General features: G+C 64.7%; 22 protein-coding genes, 1 tRNA gene and 1 rRNA gene. 4 read left to right on the top strand and 20 right to left on the bottom strand.

Annotated features, from left to right (window positions below):
- Window positions 1–222: 222 nt before the first annotated feature.
- Both EPD82_RS02995 and EPD82_RS02990 read left to right on the top strand, forming a co-directional pair.
- A tRNA-Leu gene (locus EPD82_RS02995) sits at window positions 223–307 on the top strand.
- A gap of 152 nt (window positions 308–459) precedes the next feature.
- Window positions 460–1,545: an alkene reductase gene (locus tag EPD82_RS02990; RefSeq protein ID WP_141055189.1), complete on the top strand. Its 1,086-nt coding sequence runs from the start codon at window positions 460–462 to the stop codon at window positions 1,543–1,545.
- A gap of 82 nt (window positions 1,546–1,627) precedes the next feature.
- On the opposite strand, the gene EPD82_RS02985 is transcribed toward EPD82_RS02990, so the two are convergent.
- The 19 genes from EPD82_RS02985 to EPD82_RS02895 all read right to left on the bottom strand — a co-directional run bounded on the left by EPD82_RS02985 (window position 1,628) and on the right by EPD82_RS02895 (window position 20,731).
- Entirely contained in the window at window positions 1,628–3,718 is a 2,091-nt protein-coding gene (locus tag EPD82_RS02985) for a c-type cytochrome (RefSeq protein ID WP_141055415.1), read from the bottom strand.
- A gap of 426 nt (window positions 3,719–4,144) precedes the next feature.
- Window positions 4,145–4,750: a glutathione transferase GstA gene (gstA, locus tag EPD82_RS02980; protein ID WP_141055186.1), complete on the bottom strand. Its 606-nt coding sequence runs from the start codon at window positions 4,748–4,750 to the stop codon at window positions 4,145–4,147.
- A gap of 92 nt (window positions 4,751–4,842) precedes the next feature.
- Window positions 4,843–6,153 carry an adenylosuccinate synthase gene (locus tag EPD82_RS02975; protein ID WP_141055183.1) on the bottom strand — a complete coding sequence of 437 codons (1,311 nt, stop codon included), beginning with the start codon at window positions 6,151–6,153 and terminating at the stop codon, window positions 4,843–4,845.
- Window positions 6,154–6,171: 18 nt separating this feature from the next.
- Entirely contained in the window at window positions 6,172–7,326 is a 1,155-nt protein-coding gene (locus tag EPD82_RS02970) for an ATP phosphoribosyltransferase regulatory subunit (RefSeq protein ID WP_055424314.1), read from the bottom strand.
- A gap of 8 nt (window positions 7,327–7,334) precedes the next feature.
- Window positions 7,335–7,520 (bottom strand): DUF2065 domain-containing protein, encoded by a 186-nt coding sequence (locus EPD82_RS02965; protein ID WP_141055179.1) that lies wholly within the window; start codon window positions 7,518–7,520, stop codon window positions 7,335–7,337.
- A gap of 20 nt (window positions 7,521–7,540) precedes the next feature.
- Complete coding sequence (gene hflC, locus EPD82_RS02960; RefSeq protein ID WP_055424316.1) at window positions 7,541–8,422, bottom strand: protease modulator HflC; 882 nt, start codon at window positions 8,420–8,422, stop codon at window positions 7,541–7,543.
- Window positions 8,422–9,690 carry an FtsH protease activity modulator HflK gene (gene hflK, locus EPD82_RS02955; RefSeq protein WP_141055176.1) on the bottom strand — a complete coding sequence of 423 codons (1,269 nt, stop codon included), beginning with the start codon at window positions 9,688–9,690 and terminating at the stop codon, window positions 8,422–8,424. The genes hflC and hflK overlap by 1 nt, the downstream gene beginning before the upstream one ends.
- Window positions 9,677–10,822, bottom strand: a complete 1,146-nt coding sequence (hflX, locus tag EPD82_RS02950; protein ID WP_141055173.1) for a GTPase HflX — start codon at window positions 10,820–10,822, stop codon at window positions 9,677–9,679. The genes hflK and hflX overlap by 14 nt, the downstream gene beginning before the upstream one ends.
- A gap of 68 nt (window positions 10,823–10,890) precedes the next feature.
- On the bottom strand, window positions 10,891–11,139 hold the full coding sequence (hfq, locus tag EPD82_RS02945) for an RNA chaperone Hfq (RefSeq protein ID WP_028874594.1): 249 nt from the start codon (window positions 11,137–11,139) through the stop codon (window positions 10,891–10,893).
- Between the two features lie 99 nt (window positions 11,140–11,238).
- Complete coding sequence (gene der, locus EPD82_RS02940) at window positions 11,239–12,579, bottom strand: ribosome biogenesis GTPase Der (RefSeq protein WP_141055170.1); 1,341 nt, start codon at window positions 12,577–12,579, stop codon at window positions 11,239–11,241.
- Window positions 12,579–13,733 (bottom strand): outer membrane protein assembly factor BamB, encoded by a 1,155-nt coding sequence (bamB, locus tag EPD82_RS02935; protein ID WP_141055167.1) that lies wholly within the window; start codon window positions 13,731–13,733, stop codon window positions 12,579–12,581. Before bamB ends, der begins: the two co-directional genes overlap by 1 nt.
- A 2-nt stretch (window positions 13,734–13,735) precedes the next feature.
- Complete coding sequence (locus EPD82_RS02930) at window positions 13,736–14,362, bottom strand: YfgM family protein (protein WP_141055163.1); 627 nt, start codon at window positions 14,360–14,362, stop codon at window positions 13,736–13,738.
- Window positions 14,352–15,647, bottom strand: a complete 1,296-nt coding sequence (hisS, locus tag EPD82_RS02925) for a histidine--tRNA ligase (RefSeq protein ID WP_141055160.1) — start codon at window positions 15,645–15,647, stop codon at window positions 14,352–14,354. Before hisS ends, EPD82_RS02930 begins: the two co-directional genes overlap by 11 nt.
- Complete coding sequence (gene ispG, locus EPD82_RS02920) at window positions 15,644–16,933, bottom strand: flavodoxin-dependent (E)-4-hydroxy-3-methylbut-2-enyl-diphosphate synthase (RefSeq protein ID WP_141055157.1); 1,290 nt, start codon at window positions 16,931–16,933, stop codon at window positions 15,644–15,646. Before ispG ends, hisS begins: the two co-directional genes overlap by 4 nt.
- Before the next feature lie 14 nt (window positions 16,934–16,947).
- On the bottom strand, window positions 16,948–17,829 hold the full coding sequence (locus tag EPD82_RS12010; RefSeq protein ID WP_206202157.1) for a helix-turn-helix domain-containing protein: 882 nt from the start codon (window positions 17,827–17,829) through the stop codon (window positions 16,948–16,950).
- Window positions 17,817–18,629: a tetratricopeptide repeat protein gene (locus EPD82_RS02910; RefSeq protein WP_141055151.1), complete on the bottom strand. Its 813-nt coding sequence runs from the start codon at window positions 18,627–18,629 to the stop codon at window positions 17,817–17,819. The genes EPD82_RS12010 and EPD82_RS02910 overlap by 13 nt, the downstream gene beginning before the upstream one ends.
- Complete coding sequence (gene rlmN / locus EPD82_RS02905) at window positions 18,626–19,759, bottom strand: dual-specificity RNA methyltransferase RlmN (RefSeq protein ID WP_055424326.1); 1,134 nt, start codon at window positions 19,757–19,759, stop codon at window positions 18,626–18,628. Before rlmN ends, EPD82_RS02910 begins: the two co-directional genes overlap by 4 nt.
- 40 nt (window positions 19,760–19,799) lie before the next feature.
- Window positions 19,800–20,225: a nucleoside-diphosphate kinase gene (ndk, locus tag EPD82_RS02900; RefSeq protein WP_141055148.1), complete on the bottom strand. Its 426-nt coding sequence runs from the start codon at window positions 20,223–20,225 to the stop codon at window positions 19,800–19,802.
- Window positions 20,226–20,320: 95 nt separating this feature from the next.
- Entirely contained in the window at window positions 20,321–20,731 is a 411-nt protein-coding gene (locus tag EPD82_RS02895) for an MliC family protein (RefSeq protein ID WP_170210775.1), read from the bottom strand.
- 188 nt (window positions 20,732–20,919) lie between these two features.
- On the opposite strand from EPD82_RS02895, the gene earP reads away from it, so the two are divergent.
- Both earP and efp read left to right on the top strand, forming a co-directional pair.
- A complete protein-coding gene (gene earP / locus EPD82_RS02890) occupies window positions 20,920–22,074 on the top strand; it encodes an elongation factor P maturation arginine rhamnosyltransferase EarP (protein WP_141055141.1) in 1,155 nt (384 codons plus the stop codon).
- 40 nt (window positions 22,075–22,114) lie between these two features.
- Window positions 22,115–22,672 (top strand): elongation factor P, encoded by a 558-nt coding sequence (gene efp, locus EPD82_RS02885; protein WP_055424330.1) that lies wholly within the window; start codon window positions 22,115–22,117, stop codon window positions 22,670–22,672.
- A 124-nt stretch (window positions 22,673–22,796) separates the two neighbouring features.
- Here efp and rrf read toward each other — a convergent pair.
- Window positions 22,797–22,910, bottom strand: a 5S ribosomal RNA gene (gene rrf, locus EPD82_RS02880); the annotation flags it as partial.

Raw genomic sequence — 22,910 nt, 5'->3', positions numbered from 1 at the left:
CGCCGACGCCGGTGCTTCGGTCGAAGAGGCAGACAGCAAGGCCGGAGTTCGCCGGCGGCGGGGGGAGGAAGGAGCGGGATCAGCGGAAGGAGTCCGCGGCTTGTTCTTTGAAGTTTTGCTCATCGAGAATCAGAAGTCCTTGCATATTCATCATGCGGCACCCGCCCACGCCGAAATGGCGTTGACAACGCGCGCCGCGTGCTTATAATAACGCATCTCGTCGCCCAGATGGCGGAATTGGTAGACGCGCTGGTTTCAGGTACCAGTGCCGCAAGGCGTGGAGGTTCGAGTCCTCTTCTGGGCACCAGATTCACGAGTAAGAAGCACCGCCCTCGCGGTGCTTTTTTCATTTCTCTATCCCCCTGCGCTCCTCCCTCGCTGACGGCCGACCATGATGCCTTGCCCATCGGCGTCCTATACTGATCGAGCACTTCATCCACTCGATCAAAGGAGTCGTCGATGACCGAAAAAATCGATCTCTTCACCCCTATCGTCCTGGGGCCCTATACCCTGCCCAACCGCATCGCCATGGCGCCGATGACGCGCAACCGCGCCAGCGCCGAAGGCGTGCCCACCGACATGATGGCGCGCTACTATGCCCAACGCGCCAGCGCCGGCCTCATCATCAGCGAAGGCGTGATCGTCTCCCCCGAGGGCTTCGCCTATCCCAACACCCCCGGTATCTTCACGCCGGCTCAGATCCAGGGATGGAAAGCAGTCACCGAGGCGGTGCACGCCCGCGGCGGGCGCATCTTCGCCCAGCTGTGGCACTGCGGCCGGGTGGCGCATCCCGAGGTCAACGGCGGCTTGCAGCCCATCGGCCCCTCCGCGATCGCCGCCCGCGGCGAGACCTACACCCCCAGCGGCAGCAAACCCTTCGTCACGCCGCATGCCATGAGCCTGCAAGAAATCGAAGAAACCGTCGAACGCTACGCCCAGGCGGCGCGAAACGCCAAGGCGGCCGGTTTCGACGGCGTGGAGATCCACGGCGCCAACGGGTACCTCATCGACCAGTTCCTGCGCGACGGCAGCAACCGTCGCACCGACGCCTACGGCGGCTCCATCGCCAACCGCGCCCGTTTCCTCATGGAGGTGACCGAGGCGGTGCTCGGCGTATGGGATCGCGGCTGCGTGGGCGTGCGCCTCTCGCCCCTGCAACCGTTCAACGACATGCGCGATTCCAACCCCGAAGCGACGTTTTCTTACGTCGTCAAGGCCTTGGGAGAATTCAAGCTCGGCTATCTGCATATCACCGAAATGGGTAAGGAGGCGCCAGGGGTGGCCGGCCCCGCCTTCGACCTGAAATTGCTACGCCCCCTGTGGCCGACCGTCTATATGACGAACGGCGGCTATACCTTCGAGACGGCCAATGCGGCGATCGCACGGGGCGAAGCCGACATGATCTCGTTCGGGCAACTCTTCATCGCCAATCCCGACCTGGTCGAGCGCTTGCGCCGCGGCGCACCGCTCAATACACCCGATCCTTCCACCTTCTATACGGGAGGCGAGAAGGGCTATCTCGACTATCCCGTACTCTATCCCTGACACGAAGAAGCCGCCCGCGGGCGGCTTCTTCATCGGGAAGTTCAACGCAGGGACACCCATTTCCCCGCGGACCTACCATATCTCAATACCGAGCGTCGAAAGGCTTTTTGTCCTTCGGCCAATCTTTTGCCTTGGCAGCGAAGTCCGGGCGCGGCATGTGGGAGAAATATTCAGCCACGTCGACGGCCTCCTGATCTGTCAGCCCGCCCTGTCCTAACGGGAAGTTGTCATGAAACGCAATGGGCATGTTGCGCTTGACGAAGGCAGCGGCCGTATAAGTGCGCGCCATTCCGGCGCCGATGTTGAAAGACTGATCGCCCCACAGCGGCGGATAGACCCATTGCCCCGCAGCGTTTTTGATCCCTTCGCCATCCTTACCGTGGCATAGCGCGCACTGATTTGCATAAATTTGCTCACCATTGGCCACATTGGGCACAAGCTTCGTGTCGATCTTGCCCACGCCACGGCCTTCTACCTTGTCTTCGGGTTTGGTCTCGCGTTTCATCCAGTCGAAGTAGGCGATCATGGCCTTCATTTCCTCGGAATCCACGGGCAAGGCTTTGCCGTTCATGGAGCGCAGGAAGCAACCGTTGATCCGATCAGCCAAGGTAATCACTCTGCCGGAACGCGGCGAATAGCTCGGGAAAAAGGCCGAGACGCCGACGTAGGGCGAACCGTCTGCCACCGTGCCAGCGTTCAGGTGGCAACTGGTGCAATTAAGCGCATTGCCCACATTGTGCGGCAGCAGATCGCGGGTTTCGAGGTTCAAGCGCGCACCCAGAATCAGTTGCTGCGCGTTGGGCTCCTTGAGCATGTCGGCCAGGCGCGGCGTTTCGAACTTGCGGTTGTCGATATTCTTGACTTCCAACTCCTTGCGCATCTCGGCCACCATGTCTGCCGTGATGGGCTTGGATTCGGGGTGCCCCCAGTGCTTGCGGACGAAGTTGCCAATCTCAGCAATTTCTGCGTCGCTCAAGCGCGAGAAAGAGGGCATGGTCAATACGCGCGCATAAGTTTTCGTCTGTGCCGTTTTCGCCCCCGTGAGCATGATGTGCATGAACGTCGCGGGATCATCTTGCTGTAGTGTCAGGTTGCCGTCAAGTGGCGGAAATACACCCGGCACGCCGGCGCCGTCGCTGCGATGGCAGTCGTTGCAGAACTGAAGATAACCCAGTCCTCCACGGCTCGTATAAAGATCAGCCGGCACCTTCGCTGCACTCGCTGTAGTGACCTGTTGGGCTGCAGGCGCAATGGTTAAAGCGGGGTTTTGCACCACTTGCATGGGCTTGTCATATTCACTGGGTGGCAACGACTTGAGATAAATGCCGATGGCCAGCAGATCGTCGTCGGTGAGGTATTGTGTGCTGTGCTGCACCACGTCAACCATGTTGCCTGCGACGGCACCATGCCGATTTCGCCCGGTTTTGAGCATTTCGGCCGTTTCTTCCGGCGTCCACAAGCCGCGTAGGCTCAGGGCTCGCCAGTTTTCCACCGTTTCGCCAGCCAGGTAATAAACGCCCTTGGGGCCGGCTTCGGACATGGCTTTTTCTTGAAAACCTATACCCCGCGGCGTGTGACAGGCGCCGCAATGGCCCGCCCCTTGGACGATGTAAGCCCCGCGATTCCATTGGGCGCTTTGCTGCGGGTTGGGCTCGAAGGGCTTGTCTTCGAGAAATGCCCAGTTCCACAGGGTCAAGCCCCAGCGCTGGTTGAACGGAAACGACATGTCCGAAGGCAGATTGGCTTGTTCGATTGGCTTGACGCCTTTCATGAGGTAGGTGTAAAGCGCTTTGAGATCGTCCGTCGACATCTTGGCATACGACGGATAGGGCATTGCGGGATACAGGTTGTGGCCGTCTGCGGCAACGCCTTTGCGCATTACCCGCTCGAACTGCTCGAAGCTATAGCGCCCGATGCCGGTTTTTGGGTCGGGCGTGATGTTGGTCGAATACAGCTTTCCAAAAGGTGTGGTCAGTGCCAGTCCGCCCGCCAGAGGTTTGTTCTTGTCGCCCGTATGGCAAGCCACACAGTCGCCGAGGCGTGCGACGTAACGACCCTTATCGACCAAAGCCTTGGTTGCTTCATCAAGTCCATCTGCATAACTTGCAGGCAGGTCGTCGATCACCTGCGGAGCGGAAGCGTTGGGTGAGAGCGCTGTGCCGGGCAGCGGCATGGTCTGCGCTTGCTCCTGCGCGAACAGACTGCCATAACCGATAGCTCCCAATAACACGAGCGGGATGGCTCCGAGGTTTTTTTTCGAGGCAAAAGATATCAATAATTTAAGTATCTTTGTATTTCGAAGCACAGAGACGATATGCAGCACACCTGCATCCCTACTTGAGCCCTGGCGGATGGCTTTGGGTAGGATGATCTGTCCCTTGGATGTGACGGCAGCGACTTTGTGCAGGGTGGGCATACTGGCCTCCTGTAGATCTGTGTTGGTGGTTATGGCAAGGAATAATTTCGTCAAGGCGAGGTCCAGATACCCACAAGCGATGCCAATGCAGAGGCAAATTATACGCTTGGCGCACCCAGCTCGGCACACAAGCGAAAAAGTCGCCTGAAGGCGGCTTTTTCGCTCATTCCGAAACGGGCAGAGCTACTGCTTGAGCCCCTCGGCCTTGATCGTCGCCTGCACGGCGGGGCGCTGCGCCATCTTCTCGACAAAGCGCGCCAAGGCTGGGAATTGCCCCAGATCGATCTGCACGAAGGCCGTCCAGCGCGCGCACACGTAGAGGTAGATATCGGCGACCGAAAATTCCTCTCCCAGCAGCCAGGGACGCTGCGCGAGCTGCCCATCCACCCACTGCAGGCGCTTGAGCAGGGTCTCTTTCGCCACCGCCTTCCACTCCTGGGGGCAGTTCGGCTTGAAGAGCGGCGAGAATCCTTTGTGGATCTCGGTGGAGATGAAGTTGAGCCATTCCACCAACCGCACCAGCCCCATCCCCTCTTTGGGACCAAGGGGCGTGCGCGCCAGATTCTGCACGATGTAGAGCAGGATCGCCGGCCCTTCGGTGAGGAGCGTCCCATCGTCGAGTTGCAGCGCCGGAACGTAGCCCTTGGGGTTGATGGCCAGATAATCGCTTCCGTCTGCAAGTTTCTTCGTGGCGAGATCCACCCGCACCAGCTCGGGCTCGATACCGGCCTCACGCAAGGCGATGTGGGGCGACAGGGAACAGGCACCGGGCGAGAAATACAGCTTCATCGAGTTCCTCCTTTTTCGTGGTTCGAACGGCAGAAAGCCCCTTGCGGGACTTTCTCACTGTAGCACGTCCGGCACGAGGCCGCAGCATAGGATCAGGCGCCGAAGGGATGACGGCGCAGGATGGTTTCGTCCCGCTCGGGGCCGGTGGAGATCACGTCGATCGGAATCTCGCAGAATTCCTCGATGCGGTGCAGGTAGGCACGGGCCTCGTAGGGAAGATCCTCCCAACGGCGCGCCCCGAAGGTGCTCTCCTGCCAGCCGGGCAAGGTTTCGTAGACGGGAATGCAGCGGGCGACCTCATCGGCCCCCATCGGCAGCAATTCCCGCCGCTCGCCGTCGAGTTCGTAACCGATGCACAGCTTGAGCTGCTCGAGGCCGTCGAGCACGTCGAGCTTGGTGATGCACAAGCCCGAGACGCCGTTGATGATGATGGAGCGCTTGAGCGCGGCCAGATCGAGCCAGCCGCAGCGCCGCTTTCGTCCGGTGACGGTGCCGAACTCACGGCCCTTGATCGACATCTGCCAGCCCGGTGTGCCCTCGGTGTCGATGTTCAGTTCCGTAGGGAAAGGACCGCCACCCACCCGGGTGCAATACGCCTTGGTGATGCCGAGCACGTAGTGCAGCCGCCCTGGCCCCAGCCCCGCACCGGCGGCGGCCTGACCGGCGACGCAGTTGCTGGAGGTGACGAAGGGGTAAGTGCCGTGGTCGATGTCGAGCAGCGTCCCCTGGGCGCCCTCGAAGAGGAGGTTGCCGCCCGCCTTGTTGATCTCGTAGAGCCGCTCCGAGACGTCGGTCACCAGCGGCAAGACTTCTTTCGCATCGGCGAGCGCCTGTTCGTAGATCGGCTCGAACTCGAGCGGCTCGGCGTGGAAAGCCTGGGTGAGCACGAAGTTGTACCAGGCGAGATTGCTTTCGAGCTTGGCGCGGAATTGGTCGGGGCGAAAGAGGTCATAGAGGCGGATCGCGCGGCGAGCCACCTTGTCCTCGTAGGCCGGGCCGATGCCCTTGCCGGTGGTGCCGATCTTGTCGCCGGCGCTGCGCGCCGCCTCGCGCGCCCGGTCGAGCGCGACGTGATAAGGCAGGATCAGGGGACAGCCGGGGCTAACGCGCAGGCGCGAGCGCACTTCGATGCCCCCTGTCTCCAGCACCCGGATCTCGGACAGCAGATGATGCACGTCGAGCACCACCCCATTGCCGATGAAACAGGCCACCCCCTCGCGCACGATGCCGGAAGGCACGAGGTTGAGTTTGTACTCGCGCTCGCCCACCACCAAGGTATGCCCGGCGTTGTGCCCGCCCTGAAAGCGCACCACGCCCTGAGCGTTGTCGGTGAGCCAGTCGACGATCTTGCCCTTGCCTTCGTCGCCCCACTGTGTCCCGACGACGACCACGTTCTTAGCCATCAGCCCTTCCTTTTGCGATCACAACGGTTCTACCACCCAATGTCCGGCGCGGCACACGAGGCGCCGGTCACAACCCGCTTCACGCCACTCCTCGAGCGGATGTCCCGGCAGCTCACGGACCACCGCCTGCCCTGCCTCACGCAGCTGCGCCACCACCGCCTCCAGCGCCTCGTCACCGCAGGACGGCGCGAGGATGGCGCCCGGCAAAGGGGCAAGCGGCAGGCGGGCGATGAGTTCGCGCAAATCGATCGAAAAACCCGTGGCCGGCCGCGCCCGGCCAAACGCCGCCCCCAGCCCGTCGTAGCGTCCGCCTAGAGCGAGTGCCGAGGGATGATCGGCGCCGTAGGCGGCGAACATCACGCCGGTGTGGTAGTGATAGCCGCGCAGGTCAGCCAGATCGAACCCGAGCGGCAGATCGGCGAGCGCCGCGGCGAGCGCTTCGAGCTCGTCGAGGGCCCGCACCACTGCCGGCAGCGGCGCAAGCCGCGCCCGCGCCGCGGCGAGCACTTCGACACCGCCGTAGAGCCCGGGCAGGGCGCGCAGGGAAGCGGCACGCTCGGCGTCGAGCTCGTCACCGCTTTGGGCGAGCATCTCTTCGAGCCCGGCGGAATCTTTCGCCTGCAGCAGTTCGAAGAGGGTCTCGGCGCGCTCGGCATCCAGCCCCTCGGTGAGGGCGCGAAACAGCCCCATGTGGCCAACGTCGATGCGCACCGCCGGCAGGCGCGCCCGTTCGAGCGCCGTGGCCAACAAACGGATGATCTCGATGTCGGCCTCCACCCCGGCATGGCCATAGAGCTCGGCGCCGAGCTGCAATGGCTCGCGCGTCGCGGTGAGCGAAGCCGGCAGCGTGTGCAGCACCGGGCCGCAATAGCACAAGCGGGTGACACCGCGCCGGTTGAGCAAATGCGCGTCGATACGCGCCGCCTGCGGCGTGATGTCGGCACGCACGCCCAGGGTTCGTCCGCTCAGCTGGTCGGTGAGCTCGAAAGTCCGCAGCCGCAGATCTTCCCCGCCGCCGACGATGAGGGAAGAGAGGAATTCGATGAGCGGCGGGGCGACGAGCTGGTAGCCATGCAGGCGGAAGAGATCGAGCAGCTCGCGGCGCAGGCGTTCGAGGTGCTCGGCCGCCGGCGGCAGTTCGTCACGCAGATAGTCGGGCAGGACCCAACGCATGAATGGCCTCACAGAATGTCGTTCACGATGAGTAGCCCCAGCACGACGGCCGCGCCACCGAACCAGCGTAGCCTCTGCGGCGGCAGTTCGGACAGCCGCCTCATGGTCTGCTGCCAGGACTCGGGCGCGAGGAAAGGCATCAGCCCCTCGAAGACGAGCATCAAGCCGAGCGCTTTCCACAAGACTTCGGGCATGTGGCCTCGCCGTGCGATGCTCAGCGACCGCCAGCCGGCTGGGGCGCCTTGAAGTACTTGAAGAAGGACGAGCTCGGATCGAGGACGAGCACGTCGTCGCGCCGGGCGAAGCTCTCGCGGTAGGCTTCCAGGCTACGGTAGTAGCTGAAGAAATCGGGATCGCGCCCATAGGCTTCGTTGAAGATGCGCGTTGCTTCCGCATCCCCTTCGCCCTTGATGCGCTGCGACTCGCGGTAGGCTTCGGCGATGATCAGTTCGCTTTGCCGGTCGGCGTCGGCGCGAATGCGCTCGGCGATCGCCGCCCCTTCGGAACGAAGGTTGTTGGCCACGCGCTTGCGCTCGGCCTCCATGCGGCGGTAGACCGACTCGGACACCTCCGCCGGCAGATCGACGCGCTTCAGGCGCAGATCGACGATCTCGACGCCGAACGTGCGCGCGTCGCGGTCGGTCTTGGTGCGCACGATCTCCATGACCTTGTCGCGCTCACCGGAGACGACGTCGTGCACCGTGCGCTGGCCGAATTCCTCGCGCAGCGTGGCGTTGACCGTCTGCAGCAGCCGCGTGCGGGCGCGCGTCTCGTCCCCGCCCATGGTGATGTAATACTGCTGCGGGTCGACGATGCGCCATTTGATGAAGTGATCCACCAGCACGTTCTTCTTCTCGGAGGTGATGAAGCGCTCCGGTTCGGGCGTGTCGATGGTCAGGAGCCGCCGGTCGAACTGGCGCACGTTCTGCACCAGCGGCAGCTTCACGTGCAGGCCCGGCTCGGTGACGACGGCCTTCACTTCGCCGAACTGCAGCACCATGGCGTAGCGGCGCTGATCGACGGTGAAGAGCGACATCGAGGCGACGGCGGCGAGGAGCAACACGGCTCCGACTATCGTAGCGATCCTTGCCTGCATCATCGGCTCCCCCGCTCACGGTCGCGCAGCTCGTCGCGCGGAACATCCCGCTGCTCCTTGCGCCCGCCCGATTCGGCCGCGGCCTCGGCACTGCCGTCGCCGCTGCTGGGACCCTGGCGGGTAACCGTCGGCGCCACCGCCGGGCCGGAGCGGGACAGCAAGCGATCCAGCGGCAACAGCATGAGGTTGTTGTGCGCCGGCGCGTCGACCAGCACCTTGCTCGTATTGGTGAAGATCTGCTGCATCGTTTCGAGATAGAGACGTTCGCGCGTGATCGCCGGAGCTTGGCGGTATTGCTGCTGGATCTGGGTGAAGCGCGAGGCATCGCCCGTAGCCTGGGCCACGACCTTGCCTTTGTAGGCGTTGGCCTCTTCCAGCAGGCGCGCGGCGGTACCGCGGGCCCGCGGGATCACCGCGTTGGCGTAGGCCTCGCCCTCGTTGCGCAGCCGCTCGCGGTCCTGCCCGGCCTTGACCGCGTCGTCGAACGCGGCCTGCACCTGCTCGGGCGGCTGGGCGTTTTGCAGGGTCACGCGCACCACCTGCACCCCTGTGCGGTAGCGATCGAGCATGGCTTGCATCAGCTCCTGCGTGCGCACGGCGATGTCCTCGCGCCCTTCGTAGAGGACGTAGTCCATCTTGGATTTGCCGACGATCTCGCGCATGGCGCTTTCGGCGGCCTGCTTGACGCTCTCGTCGGGCGCGCGGTCGCGGAAGAGATAGTCTTCGGGAGATTTGAGCACGTATTGCACCGCGAACTGGATGGAGACGATGTTCTCGTCGTCGGTGAGCATGAGCGATTCGCGCAGCACCTTGTTGCGGTCCGTGCCGCGGTAGCCGACCTCCACCGTGCGCACGCCGGTGAGATCGACGATCTCGTGACGCTCGATGGGATAGGGCAGACGCCAGCGCAAGCCAGGTTCGGTCGTCTCGACGTAGCGACCGAAGCGCAGCACCACCGCCCGCTCGTTGGCATCGACCTTGTAGAAGCCGGAGAGCAGCCACAGCGCGAGCACGATGGCGACGAGCAGGACGATTCCGCCCCCCACTTGCTTGCCGCCCCACGGTTGACGTCCGTCAGAGCCGGCAGGGCGTCCGCCACGGCCACCGCCAAAGAGCACCGAGAGCCGCTCGTTGAACTGACGCCACACTTCCTCGAGATCGGGCGGGCCTTCGCCCTGGGGCGAACGCCCGGCCCGCGGTTCGCGTCGTCGCGCCTCCTCGCCGGATTCGTCGTCGCGATCGCCCCAGCGGGGATCATTCAGTGACATGGAGTTCCTCGTCTCGTGATTCGGCAGCAAAGGTCGACGGCAGCAGAGCGCGCAGGCGGGAAGCGAGCGCCGAACGCAAGGCGTCGAGCCCCTCGCCGGTGCGCGCGCTGACGCAGACCCGGCGAATGCTACCACACTCGTCGCTCAGCTCGGCCGGAACCTCGGTAAGCAGGTCGATCTTGTTGAGCACCTCGAGCCGCGGCACGTCTTGAGCCCCGATCTCGGCGAGCACCGCCTCCACCGTGGCGCGCTGCGCCTCACGGTCCTCGCTCGCGCCATCGACCACGTGCAGCAGCAGGTCGGCCTCGGCCACCTCTTCGAGGGTGGCATGGAAGGCCGCCACCAGGTCGTGCGGCAGATCACGGATGAAACCGACGGTGTCCGAGAGCACGACGTCGCCCACTTCCGGCAGCCAGATGCGGCGCGATGTGGTGTCGAGCGTGGCAAAGAGCTGGTCGGCGGCATAGGCGCCGGCTTTGGTGAGTGCGTTGAAGAGGGTCGACTTGCCAGCGTTGGTATAGCCCACCAGCGAGACCTGCGGCACCCCCCGACGGTTGCGCGCGCGCCGGCGCGTGGTGCGCTGGCGCTCGAGCCGCTCGAGCCGGCTCTTCAGCTGCTTGACGCGGATGCCCAAGAGCCGCCGGTCGGTTTCGAGCTGGGTCTCACCCGGGCCGCGCAGACCGATGCCGCCGCGCTGGCGCTCGAGGTGGGTCCAGCCGCGCACGAGCCGGGTGGAGAGGTATTCGAGCTGGGCGAGCTCCACCTGGAGTTTTCCTTCATGGCTGCGGGCACGCTGCGCGAAGATGTCGAGGATGAGGGCATTGCGATCGATCACCCGACACTGCAGCTCGCGTTCGAGGTTGCGCTGCTGCGCCGGCGAGAGCGTATGATCGAAGACAACCAAGTCGCCCTGCCCCTGCACGAGGGCGCTGCGTACTTCTTCGAGTTTGCCGCGGCCGACGAAGAAGGCCGGATCAGGCCGGGGACGGCGACCGCGCACCACGCCGACCACGTCGGCCCCGGCGCTTTCTACCAGGAGCTGCAATTCGGAGAGGCGCTCGGCGAGCGCCCCTTGACCGAGATCGAGTTGGACGAGCACGGCTTGCTCGCCGCGTTGCGGACGTTCGAACAATGGGGGATCCCTTCAGAAAAGCAACGTCGGTGAGACGTCCGAAACGTACCGGCGTTCCCCAAGATCCGTCATTGTTCCGGCTGCTCGTCCTCGTGGACTTCGCGCAGCGTCACCGGACGCGAAGGCACGACGGTGGAAATGGCGTGCTTATACACCATCTGCGTGACGGTGTTCTTGAGCAGGACGACGTACTGGTCGAAAGACTCGATGTGCCCCTGCAGCTTGATGCCGTTGACGAGGTAGATCGCCACCGGAACGTGCTCGCGGCGCAGCAGGTTGAGGAAGGGGTCTTGCAGTTGCAAGGCTTTGTTGCTCATGTCGTGGCCTTTCGTGTTGTGGATTTGATCGAAGGAAAAAAGTGGTGCGGAACCGCGGACAACGATAGCACAGTCGCGCCGGCTTTGCGCAGCAGCCGTTCAATCGCTGCGTTTCACGTAGGGGTTTTCCGAAGTGCGCCATTCGAGCTTGAGCGGCGTGCCGCGCAAACGAAAGGCTTCGAGGAATCCATGCTCGAGATAGCGGCGGTAGGATTTGGACAGATGCTCGAGCGCGTTGCCGTGAATGACGATCACTGGCGGGTTGCTCCCCCCCTGGTGCGCATAGCGCGGCTTGGGGCGAAACAGCCCGTGGCGCGGCGGCGCCTGGCGTTTGACCAGTTCCTGCAGCACGCGCGTGAGCTGCGGCGTGGGCAACTTGGCAAAGGCAGCCGCATAGGCTTCGTCTACGGCCTTGAGCAGCGGCGCCAGCCCCTGTCCTTTCGCGGCCGAGAGAAACACGGTGCGCGCGAACGAGAGAAACCCCAGCTTGCTGCCAAGCTGCGTCTTCACCAGGCTGCGGCGGTAGTCGTCGACGGCATCCCATTTGTTCACCGCGACCACCAGGGCACGCCCGGCCTCCAGGATGAACCCGCCCAGGTGTGCGTCCTGATCGGCGATCTCCTGGGTCGCGTCAAGCACGAGCACGGCGACGTTGGCCCGCTCCACCGCCTGCATGGTCTTGATCACCGAGAATTTCTCCACCACCTCGGTGACGCGCCCCTTGCGGCGCACGCCGGCCGTGTCGACGAGCACGTAGCGGCGCGTGCCTTGCGCGAACGGCACTTCGATCGCGTCGCGCGTGGTGCCGGGCTGGTCATAGGCGATGAGGCGCTCTTCGCCGAGAAGCGCGTTGATAAGGGTCGACTTGCCCACGTTGGGGCGGCCGACCACCGCCACGCGCGGCACATCCTCGTCCTGCGGCGGTGCGACTTCTTCGTCCTCGGGGAAATCGGCCAGGACTTCGGCGATCATCTGGCGCACGCCCTCGCCGTGCGCCGCCGAGATGGCCATGGGCTCGCCCAGCCCCAGGGCGTGGAATTCGGCCGTGGCCATCACCTGGCGCATCCCCTCGGTTTTATTGACCACCAGCCGCACGGGGCGACCGAGCCGCCTCAGGTAGTCGGCGATATCCCGATCGTGTGCGGTGAGGCCGGCGCGCCCATCGACGAGGAAGAGGACGACGTCGGCCTCGCGGATCGCCTGCTCGGCCTGGCGCGCCATCTCGCGCGTGATTCCTTCCTTGCTCGTCGGATCGAACCCGGCGGTGTCGACCACCAGATAGGGCCGCGGACCGAGCCGGCCCTGGCCGTAGCGCCGGTCGCGCGTCAGCCCCGGCACGTCGGCCACCAGCGCGTCGCGGCTCTGCGTGAGCCGGTTGAACAGGGTGGACTTGCCGACGTTGGGCCGCCCGACGAGCACGACGGTGGGCAGAGCCGCCATCAATGCACCTCCACGATGGCCACCGTCCCGTCGGTGTTCTGCACCACCGCCCGGTTGGGGCCGATGGATTTCGGCTCGACGAGGATGGGTCCGGAGCCGACGCGCACCCGGCCGCGGATGCGGCCGTCGTTGCGATCGAGCGCATGGACATAGCCTTCGCGATCGCCCACGAGCACCCAGTCTCCGAGGATGAGCGGACGCGTCAAGAGGCGCCAGGAGAATCCGCCCGTGCGCCACTGTTCCTTGCCGGAGTAGGCATCGAGCGCGACCACGTCGTCGTTGTCGGCAGTGACCACGACGTAGCGGTAGTCACGGTCGATCCCGGTGCGGCTGGAAAGATCCTTGGCCCAGAGGGTCTCGGCGGTGCGTCCGTCGAAACAGGCCACGCGCCCCTGATAGGCAGCGGCGCACACTTCCTGGCGCGCCACCAGCGGCGGGCCGACCACGTCGGTGAGCCGCTCGATCTCGGTCGCGCCCTTGGGCGAGGCCACCGTCAGCTCGAAGAGCGGCGCGCCGCTGCGCGGATCGAGCACGGCGATGATCCCTCCGGGATAACCCGCGACGATGGCATTGCCCGCGCTCACGAGCGGGGCCGACTGACGCAGGGACAAGGGCGGCAGGTTGCGCTGATAGACCCAGCGCTCCTTGCCGTCGCGCGCATCGAGCGCGATGAGGCGATGATCGGCCGTACGCACCACGACGAGGCCGCCAGCCACCAAAGGCGGCGTGATCACATCGGCCTTGAGCGGATGGCGCCAACGCACCGCGCCATCGCCGACGGCAAGCGCCACGGTATCTCCTTTGCGTGTGACGACCACGGCGAGGCGCTCGTCCGCGCCCACGCCGGCGATGATGCCCTCTTCGAGCTTCGCCTCCCAGCGCACGCCGCCATTCCAGCGCAGCACGCGCCCGTCCCCGCCAGCGACGATGGCCTCGTCGTCGAGCACGACGGGAGTGAGGAAGAGTCCCTCGCTGGATCCGACCTTGGTCTGCGCGGCGATCGTCACCTCCACGGGACTGACGAGCGGCGGCAAAGGCGCGATCTGCGGCCCTTTGCGCGAAAACGGATTGAGCGAAGAGCAGCCGGCGACGAGCGCAGAGGCGGCCAAAAGTGCCAGCAGGCGCGCAGCGGCACGGAGGGAACGATCTTTCATGCTCAGCTCCCCAACCCGTCGCGCTTGAGTTCGACGAGTTCGCGCCAGGCGGGATCCGCCCCCTGGTCGAGGGCACGCTGATAGGCCGCGCGCGCCTCTTCGATCCGTCCGAGCGCCGCGAGCGCATCTCCCCGGGCTTCTTCATAGCGTGCGGCCAGCTCCGACACCGGCGCAGCGGCGAGTCGCTCGAACGCCTCCTGAGCCGAACCCGAATCGAGCAACACCGCCGCCTCGCGCAGCCGCGCCAGATCGCGCAGGTAGGGTTCAGAACCCTCGTCTGCCACGCGCCTCAGCTCTTCCCTGGCCGCGGCACGATCCCCCTTCTGCCACAACTCATGGCCGAGTTTCAAGCCGGAGAGATCGGCAAGCGTGGGATTGGCGCGCGATTGACGCAGACGCTCTCCCGCGGCCCGCGCCTGCGGCAGTTCGCCGCGCGCGAGCGCCGCTTCCAGTTCCGCCTCGATGCGCGCCGCCTCCTGCGCCTGGTGCTGGCGCCACCAGCGCCATCCGTTCCAGCCCAGAGAGACGATCGCCGCCACGAGAATGGCGATCGTCACCCAGCGGCCATACATCTGCCACCAGGTCTTGAGTTCGTCGATCTGTTCCTGTTCCTGCAAGTCAAGCGCCATCGCCTTCCTCCTGGCCGTAGAGCCATTGCATCACCGCGTCTTCGCAGGCTTCGATCGCCACCCGCTGCTGCGGTGCCTCCTGGCGCAGGGGCTTGAGCCCCACCGTGCCGCTGTCGACCTCGTCCTCTCCCAGGATCAAGGCCAGCGCCGCGCCGCTCGCGTCCGCTTTTTTCATCTGGCTCTTGAAGCTGCCGCCGCCGCAGTGCAGCACCACGTCGAGCCCCAGATCGCGCAGACGCTCGGCGAGCTGGAATGCCACGGCCTCGGCTCGCTCGCCCTGATGCACGACATAGACGTCGGGCACTTTGGGCGTCACATTGCCGCCGCTCATCTGCCACAGCAACAGCAAGCGCTCCACGCCGATGGCAAACCCGGCCGCGGGCGCCGGCCTGCCGCCGAGCTGCTCGATGAGACCGTCGTAGCGGCCACCCGCGCAGATGGTCGCCTGCGCCCCGAGCCGCGGGGTCACCCATTCGAAGACGGTGCGGTTGTAGTAATCCAGCCCCCGCACCAGCCGCGGGTTGATACGATATGGCACGCCTGCCGCTTCGATGAGGGAGAGTACCCGCTCGAAGTGCGCCCTCGACTCCTCACCGAGGAAATCCAACAGACGCGGCGCCCCCTCGATGAGTTCCTGCATCGCCGGATTCTTCGAATCCAGGATACGCAGCGGATTGCGCTCGAGGCGCCGTTTACCGTCCTCGTCGAGTTCGTCGTAGCGGGCGCGGAAGTACTCGACCAAGGCCCGGCGGTGCGCGGCGCGCTCCTCGCTGGAACCCAGTGAGTTGATCTCGAGCCGCACGTCCTGCAATCCCAGCTCGTCCCACAGGCGCGCGCCCATGAGGATGAGCTCGGCGTCGATGTCGGGACCGGCAAAGCCGAGCGCCTCGATGCCGACCTGGTGGAACTGCCGGTAACGCCCTTTCTGCGGCCGCTCGTGGCGGAACATCGGGCCCAGGTAATAGAGCCGCTGCGGCCCTTGGAAGAGGAGGTTGTGCTCGATCACCGCCCGAACACAGCCTGCCGTCCCCTCGGGACGCAAGGTCAGGTGTTCACCGTTCAGCACGTCCTCGAAGGAATACATCTCCTTCTCGACGATGTCGGTCACCTCGCCGATGGCACGCTTGAAGAGCGCCGTCGGCTCGACGATGGGCGTACGAATGGGGCGATAGCCATAGGCGCGCGCCCAGGTACGCACCCGTTCCTCGAATTCTTCCCACCAATCGGATTCGGGCGGCAGGATGTCGTTCATCCCGCGCACCGCCTGCAGTTTCGTTGCGCTCATGCTTCCTCGTCGTGTTGCGTAAGCTTCGGCGGAAAACGCCGCGCCACGTAGGCCTCGATCATGGCGTGGAACTGCGCAGCGAGGTCCGGACCGCGCAGGGTGGCCACCTTCTGCCCGTCGACGAACACGGGAGCGGCCGGTGCCTCGCCCGTGCCCGGCAGCGAGATGCCGATGTGGGCATGCTTGGATTCACCCGGACCATTGACGACGCAGCCCATCACGGCCAGCGTCAGCTGCTCCACCCCGTCATAGCGTTCGCGCCACTCGGGCATGCGCGCGCGCACGTAGTTCTGGGTCGATTCGGCCAACTCCTGAAAAAAAGAGGAAGTCGTACGCCCGCATCCCGGGCAGGCCGTCACCATCGGCGTGAACGCCCGCAGCCCCATGGTCTGCAGGATCTGCTGCGCCACCACCACTTCTTCGGTGCGATCACCCCCCGGCGCAGGCGTGAGGGAGACGCGGATGGTGTCGCCGATCCCTTCTTGCAGCAGCACGGCGAGCGCCGCGGTCGAGGCGACGATGCCCTTGCTACCCATGCCCGCCTCGGTAAGGCCCAGGTGCAGCGGATAATCGCAGCGCTGCGCGAGCGCGCGATAGACGGCGATGAGATCCTGCACGCTCGAGACCTTGGCCGAGAGCACGATGCGATCGGCCGGCAGGCCGTAGCGCTCGGCGAGCGCTGCCGATTCGAGGGCGGACGTCACGAGCGCCTCGCGCATCACCGCCCCGGCCGACCAGGGCTGGGCGCGCCGGGCATTCTCGTCCATGAGGCGCGCGAGCACGGCCGGGTCGAGGCTGCCCCAATTCACTCCGATGCGCACGGGTTTGTCGTAACGGCAGGCGAGTTCGACGATCTCGGCGAAACGCCGGTCGCGTTTCTCTCCCTGTCCGACGTTGCCCGGGTTGATGCGCCATTTGTCCAGCGCCTCGGCGCAGGCCGGATACTCGCGCAGCAGCTGGTGGCCGTTGTAATGGAAGTCGCCCACCAGCGGTACGGTGCAACCGGCGCGCAACAGGCGTTCGCGAATCTCGGGCACCGCGCGCGCGGCCGCCTCGTCATTGACCGTGAGCCGCACCAGCTCGGAACCGGCACGCGCGAGTGCCAGCACCTGACGCACCGTGGCCTCGACCTCGCTCGTCGCGGTATTGGTCATGGACTGCACGACGATGGGCGCGTTCGAACCGATCGTCACGTTCCCTACCTGCACCTGGCGCGTCGGTCGGCGTGGCGCAGGTCCACTACGAGGTTCGTCGTCCTCCGGCAGCCGAGTTTCCTGCCCCGTCATGTCCTTCCCCGTTCTCATTGCAGACGCAGCTTGGCCACACCGTTCTTGGCTGCGTGTTTCACGTCCACAGGATGTCCCTGGAACTCGACCTCGACCGCCGGGGCGTTGCCCACCACCACGTTCAAGGGCGGCTCGCCGGGCACCTCCGCTCGCTCCCCAGCCGAGAGTATGCGAGAGAAAAGCACCGTACCTTTGGCGTCCCGCACTTCGATCCATGAGCGTCCCGAAGCGGAAAAGCGCAAGGTCGGCACGGCAGGCTCCGCCTTTTCCTCTTCTGCAGCGGGCATAGGCGCGGCCGACGGGACAACGGGAGCCGGCGCAGGAACTGCGGCCCCGCCCGTTTCTCCGTTACCGCCGACTGAAGTCCCCAGTTCGTTCGTTTCTTCCGATGCCGCCTTTTCGGCTTTTTCAGCCGCGTCGGCTTCGGGCTCACCCGGCGGCAGCAATACCGCCGCTGTGTTTTCCTGATCCACGGGCTCAGGCATGCGAAACCAGTCGAAATACGCCGCCACGACCAAGGAAAGGACGAGGGCGGGGAGCACATAGCGCCAGAGTACCCGCCACGGCCGGAAACGGCGCACCCTGATCTCCCCTCGAGCATTGGAGACGGGCGTGAGCACCACTTCCTTGTCGCGCTCCCGCTCACCGAGCATTTCGAGCAAGGGCTCAGGATCCAGACCAAGCGCGCGGGCATAATTGCGCACGAAGCCGCGCACGAACACCGGGCCCGGCAGCGCCTCGAAACGCCCCTCTTCGAGCGCCTCGACCTGCCGCGGCAGCAATTTCAGCTGCTGCGCCATCTCGGCGATCGTCCGCCCTTGCTGCATCCTCGCGTGCGCCAGCTGCACGCCGACCGCGCGAGGGTCTCCCGGCTGCTGGTTCGTCACGGCTCCCACGCCCCCTGCTGCAACCGTTCGGCCTCGGGGCTGTCGGGAAACTCCGTTCTAAGCCTCTTGGCATACTGCTCGAAAGCCGCGGTATCCCCGCGCTTGCGCTCGACGTTGAGCGCCATCCACAGCACGGCGGGATCGGGATCGATCTCGCGCATCAAGCGCTGCAGATAATCGGAAGCCTTGTCCCATTCACCCCAACGCTGGGCCAATCGGGCAGCCTGATAGAGGACGACGGTGTTGCGGGGTTCGAGCCGGATCGCCTCCTGGATGCTGCGGCGGGCGGCCTCCCGGTTCCCGGTCATGTCCTGACACCAGGCCAGATTGGCATAGGCACGCGCCTTGCCCCCATAATAGGGATTGGTCACGACCTGCTCGATGTAAGGCAGACCACTTGCCGGATCCGGGCCCGTACACAGGAACCATCCGTAGGCGTAGTTGAAATCGGGATCGCGCGGCGCTGCCGCCAGAGCGCGCTTCAAGCCGCTCTCGGCCTGGACCCGATCGCCGATCGCCAGATGCGTCACCCCCCAGGCATAGTGCAGCGGTGGATAATCGGGAGCCTCTGCGGCAGCGGCACGCAATTCGTCCAAGGCCACGTCCACGCGGCCGATCTCGATGTAGGCGAGCGCGAGATCGATGTGCGCCTTCGCCCGCACCTCTTCCGGACGATCGGGCTTGCGCTCCAACAGCGGCCGGACATAGCTCGAATCCATGAGGTTGGATTCAGAATGCAAGGTCTGGCTCACGCACCCCGACAGGGCGAACGCGAGCAGCAGCAAGCTCGATCGTCTCGGAAGCCTCATGCCACCTCTCCTTGGTCAACGCCTGCCGCCTCACGCGAACGGCGCGTGCGGTCGCGCACCTGGCCTGCGAGCTGACCGCAGGCAGCGGCCACGTCGTCGCCGCGCGTCTTGCGCGTCGTCGTCACCAATCCCGACTCCATCAAAATGGAAGCGAAACGACGGATGCGATCTTCCTCGGGCCGCGCGAACGGCGCGCCGGGGAAGGGATTGAATGGGATCAAATTGAATTTGCAGGGCACGTCGCGCACCAAGGCCACCAGCTCACGCGCGTGCTCCGGTTCGTCGTTGACCCCGGCGAGCAGCACATATTCGAACGTGATGAAGTCGCGCGGCGCGCGCTCGAGATAGCGCTGGCAAGCTGCGAGCAGCTCGCGCAGGGGATACTTGCGATTGATCGGCACGAGCCGATCGCGCAGCGCATCGTTGGGCGCATGCAGCGACACCGCCAGCGCCACCGGGCACTGCTCGCGCAGGCGGTCGATGGCCGGCACGATTCCGGAAGTCGATACCGTGACCCGACGCCGCGACAGGCCATAGCCGTGATCGTCGAGCATCACGCGCAGGGCACGCACCACCGCCTCGAAATTGGCCAGCGGTTCGCCCATGCCCATGAGCACGACGTTGGTCACCACCCGACCGTTGTCCGGCCCTTCGGCCGCGTCCCAATCGCCCTCGGCCTTGGCCGCACCCAGCAGCCGGTTGGCGAGCCACAGCTGCCCCAGGATCTCGGCGGTGCTGAGATTGCGGTTGAATCCCTGCTTACCCGTGGAGCAGAAGGCACACTCGAGCGCGCAGCCGGCCTGAGTAGAAACACACAGCGTGCCGCGCGAGCGTTCGGGAATGAACACCGTCTCCACGGCGTTGCCCCCGCCCACGTCGAGCAGCCACTTGCGCGTACCGTCGCGCGAGACGCTGTCGCGCAGCACGCGCGGCGCAGCGATGATCGCCTGTTCCTCGAGCTTGGCGCGCAGGCTCTTCGCCACGTCGCTCATCGCTGCAAAGTCCTCGCAGCCCTCACGATGGATCCAGCGAAAGATCTGACGTGCACGGAAAGGACGCTCACCGAGGGACTGAACCCAGTCGGTGAGTTGCGGCAGGTCGAAATCGAGCAGGTTCGTCAGAGTTGTCATCGTACGGCCGCCAGGGGCATCTCCTGACGGCATGGACCCTTCAACGCGAATAAATGTTCATTTCCGGGAAGAAAAAGGCGATCTCCGCCTTGGCGGTTTCGGGCGCATCGGAACCGTGCACCGCGTTGGCGTCGATCGAGTCGGCGAAATCGGCGCGGATGGTGCCCGGAGCAGCCTTTTTCGGATCGGTCGCGCCCATCAGCTCGCGATTCTTGGCGATGGCGTTCTCGCCTTCTAGCACCTGCACCATCACCGGACCGGAGGTCATGAAGGCCACCAGATCCTTGTAGAAGGGGCGGTCCTTATGCACCGCATAGAAAGCGCCGGCCTCTTTTTCCGACAGCCATACCATCTTCGCGGCGACGATCTTGAGACCGGCATCTTCGAAGCGCTGGTAGATCTTGCCGATCACGTTCTTGGCAACGGCATCGGGTTTGATGATGGACAGCGTACGCTCTACGGCCATGGATCACTCCTCGAGAAATAAAAAAAGAGATTTTATCAAACCGACGGCGGGCGGACGTCATCGCGACGCCACGCCCGCCGTGCGCGGAGATCGTTTCAGTTGGAGGACGAAGCCGTCGTCACCTTGGCCGTTTTCTGCGGCGCCGGCTTGGACGGTTTCGCGGCAGTTTTTTTCTTCGTCTTGGCTGCAGCCACTTTCACCGGCGCATCGAGCACGGAAGGATCGACCCCTTGGGCATAGACGCAATCGGCCGCCATCGGGCGCTCGGTCTTAGTGTTGAGCAGCACGCTCTTCCACGGCAGGTCGACCCACAGCAGGCCGTTTTGCCGATCCTCGTAGCGCGGCAAGCCCGAGAAAGAGACGTCGCGCGCCAAGGTGTAGCGCTTGCCCTCCCAGCGCACCACAACCTTATCGCTATCCTGGCGCACCCGTTCCACGCCCAGCTGCTTGGTTCCTTCTTCGCACCGATAGACGCCGCTGGGCAAATCGAGATCAAGCTGAGGCAACGCCTCCTCCTCGGCCCACGCTGCCGCACACGACATTCCCATCGCCGCCGACAGCACCAAAGTCCTCATTCCTTTGCGCATCTTTGCACCCTCACCACAAGGCCATCGGAAAAATCCCTGAAAAAACATTATACACCTGCCCAGGAACCTGCAAGAGCGGCTAGACTCCCATTTTTTCTCGGACCGCCATGCAGTTCGGCATCTTCTGCTCCGTCATCGACAACTACGGCGACGCCGGCGTCGCCTGGCGCCTCGCCCGCCAGCTGCGCGACGACTTCGGCAAGGACGTCATCCTCTGGATCGACGACCCCGGCACCCTCGCCGCCTTCGCCCCCGAAGTCCGCGCCGACGCAGAGATCCAGCGGCTCGGCCGGCTCATCCTGCGCCGCTGGCATCGTCCACAACCGGATGCGCACGATCGCGAAGCCCTGGCGCACATCGACGTCGCCATCGAAGCCTTTGGCTGCGGCCTGGGCGAACCCTGGCTCGAGGCGCTTGCCAGCCGCCACCTCCCCCCCTGCTGGATCCACCTCGAGCACCTCACACCGGAATCCTGGGCCGAAGAAGTCCATGGCCTCTCCTCCCCCCACCCCCGCTTGCCGCTCACCGCCAGGTTCTTCGTCCCCGGATTCACCCGCCGCACCGGCGGCCTACTGCGCGAACGCACGCTCCTCGAGCAGCGCGACCGCTTTCAAGGTGATCCGGAGCAGATCGCCCGCTTCCTGGCGCGCATCGGACAGGTCGAAACGGTCGAAACGCAGCGGATCACCCTGTTTTGCTATGCCGACGCCGAGCTGGACGCATTCCGCGCCTGGCTCGCCAGCGCCCCCCGAGCGACGAGTGTCTTCGTCCCTCCGGGGCAGCCGCGTCAAGCGCTCGCTCGCTCCGGCCTCGAACTCGGTACCCGAGCCCTCGCCCTTCCGGGAACGCCACACGTGCGCTTCGTCCCTTTGCCCATGCTGGCGCAGGACGATTTCGACCGATTGCTATGGAGCTGTGATTTCAATTGGGTACGAGGCGAAGACTCTTTCGTCCGCGCCCAGTGGAGTGGACGCCCCTTTCTCTGGCACCCCTATCGCCAGGAAAGAAATGCCCATCTGCTCAAGCTCGACGCGTTTCTCGACCACTACCTCGCCGATGCGCCGGCGGCACTCGGCGATTCGATAAGCCGCCTGTTCCAGCGCAGCAACCGCGGCGAGGAAACCGCTCAAGACTGGGATGGTCTATGGCAACAACGCGATCTCTGGCAAGCGCATTGCCGCCGCTGGTGCCACCACCTTGCTCGCCAGGAAGACCTCTGCACCCGGCTGCTCGACTTCATTGCCAGAAACGAGATAAAATGATCGTTTATTTTCAACGGAACTGCGGGAAACCACACCCATGATGAAGCAAGCCCAGGAACTGCGCGCCGGCAACGTCGTCCTCATCAAGGACGAGCCTTTCATCGTCCAGAAGGCCGAGTACAACAAATCCGGCCGCAACGCCGCCGTCGTAAAGATGAAACTGAAGAACCTCTTCACGGGCAACGTCACCGAAGCAGTCTACAAGGCCGACGAGAAATTCGACACCGTGATCCTCGAGCGCAAGGAATGCACGTACAGCTACTTTGCCGATCCGATGTACGTGTTCATGGACGAGGAATTCAACCAGTACGAGGTGGAAAAGGACAACATGGAAAACGTCCTTCCCTACCTCGAAGACGGCATGAGCTGCGAAGTCGTGCTCTATCAGGGCAAGGCGATCGCGGTCGAACTTCCCTCCTCCGTGGTCCGGGAAGTCGAATATACCGAGCCGGCCGTGCGCGGTGACACCTCCGGCAAGGTAATGAAACCGGCCCGCATCAAGCCGACTGGCCACGAGCTCATGGTCCCGGCATTCGTCGAGATCGGCGACAAGATCGAAATCGATACGGCCACCGGTGAATACAAGCGCCGGGTGTGACGTTTCGGCAAGCCCATGCATGAAGCCCGCCTGAAGCGGGCTTCTTTTTTGGCGCAAACAGCGCACTCGTAGACGCAAAAACCCCCGCCATCAGCCTACGGCGGGGGTTTTTGTTGAGAGGTTCGTCTGACGCTGACCGACTTTCCCGGAGGCAGGAGCTCCAGTATCATGGGCGCGGCGCCGTTTCACGGTCCTGTTCGGGATGGGAAGGCGTGGGGCCGGCGCGCTATGGGCGTCA

This window comes from Tepidiphilus succinatimandens (assembly GCF_006503695.1).
Lineage (GTDB): Bacteria > Pseudomonadota > Gammaproteobacteria > Burkholderiales > Rhodocyclaceae > Tepidiphilus > Tepidiphilus succinatimandens.
Note: the sequence above shows the minus strand (reverse complement) of the source record. Positions and strands in the feature narration are given on the sequence as shown.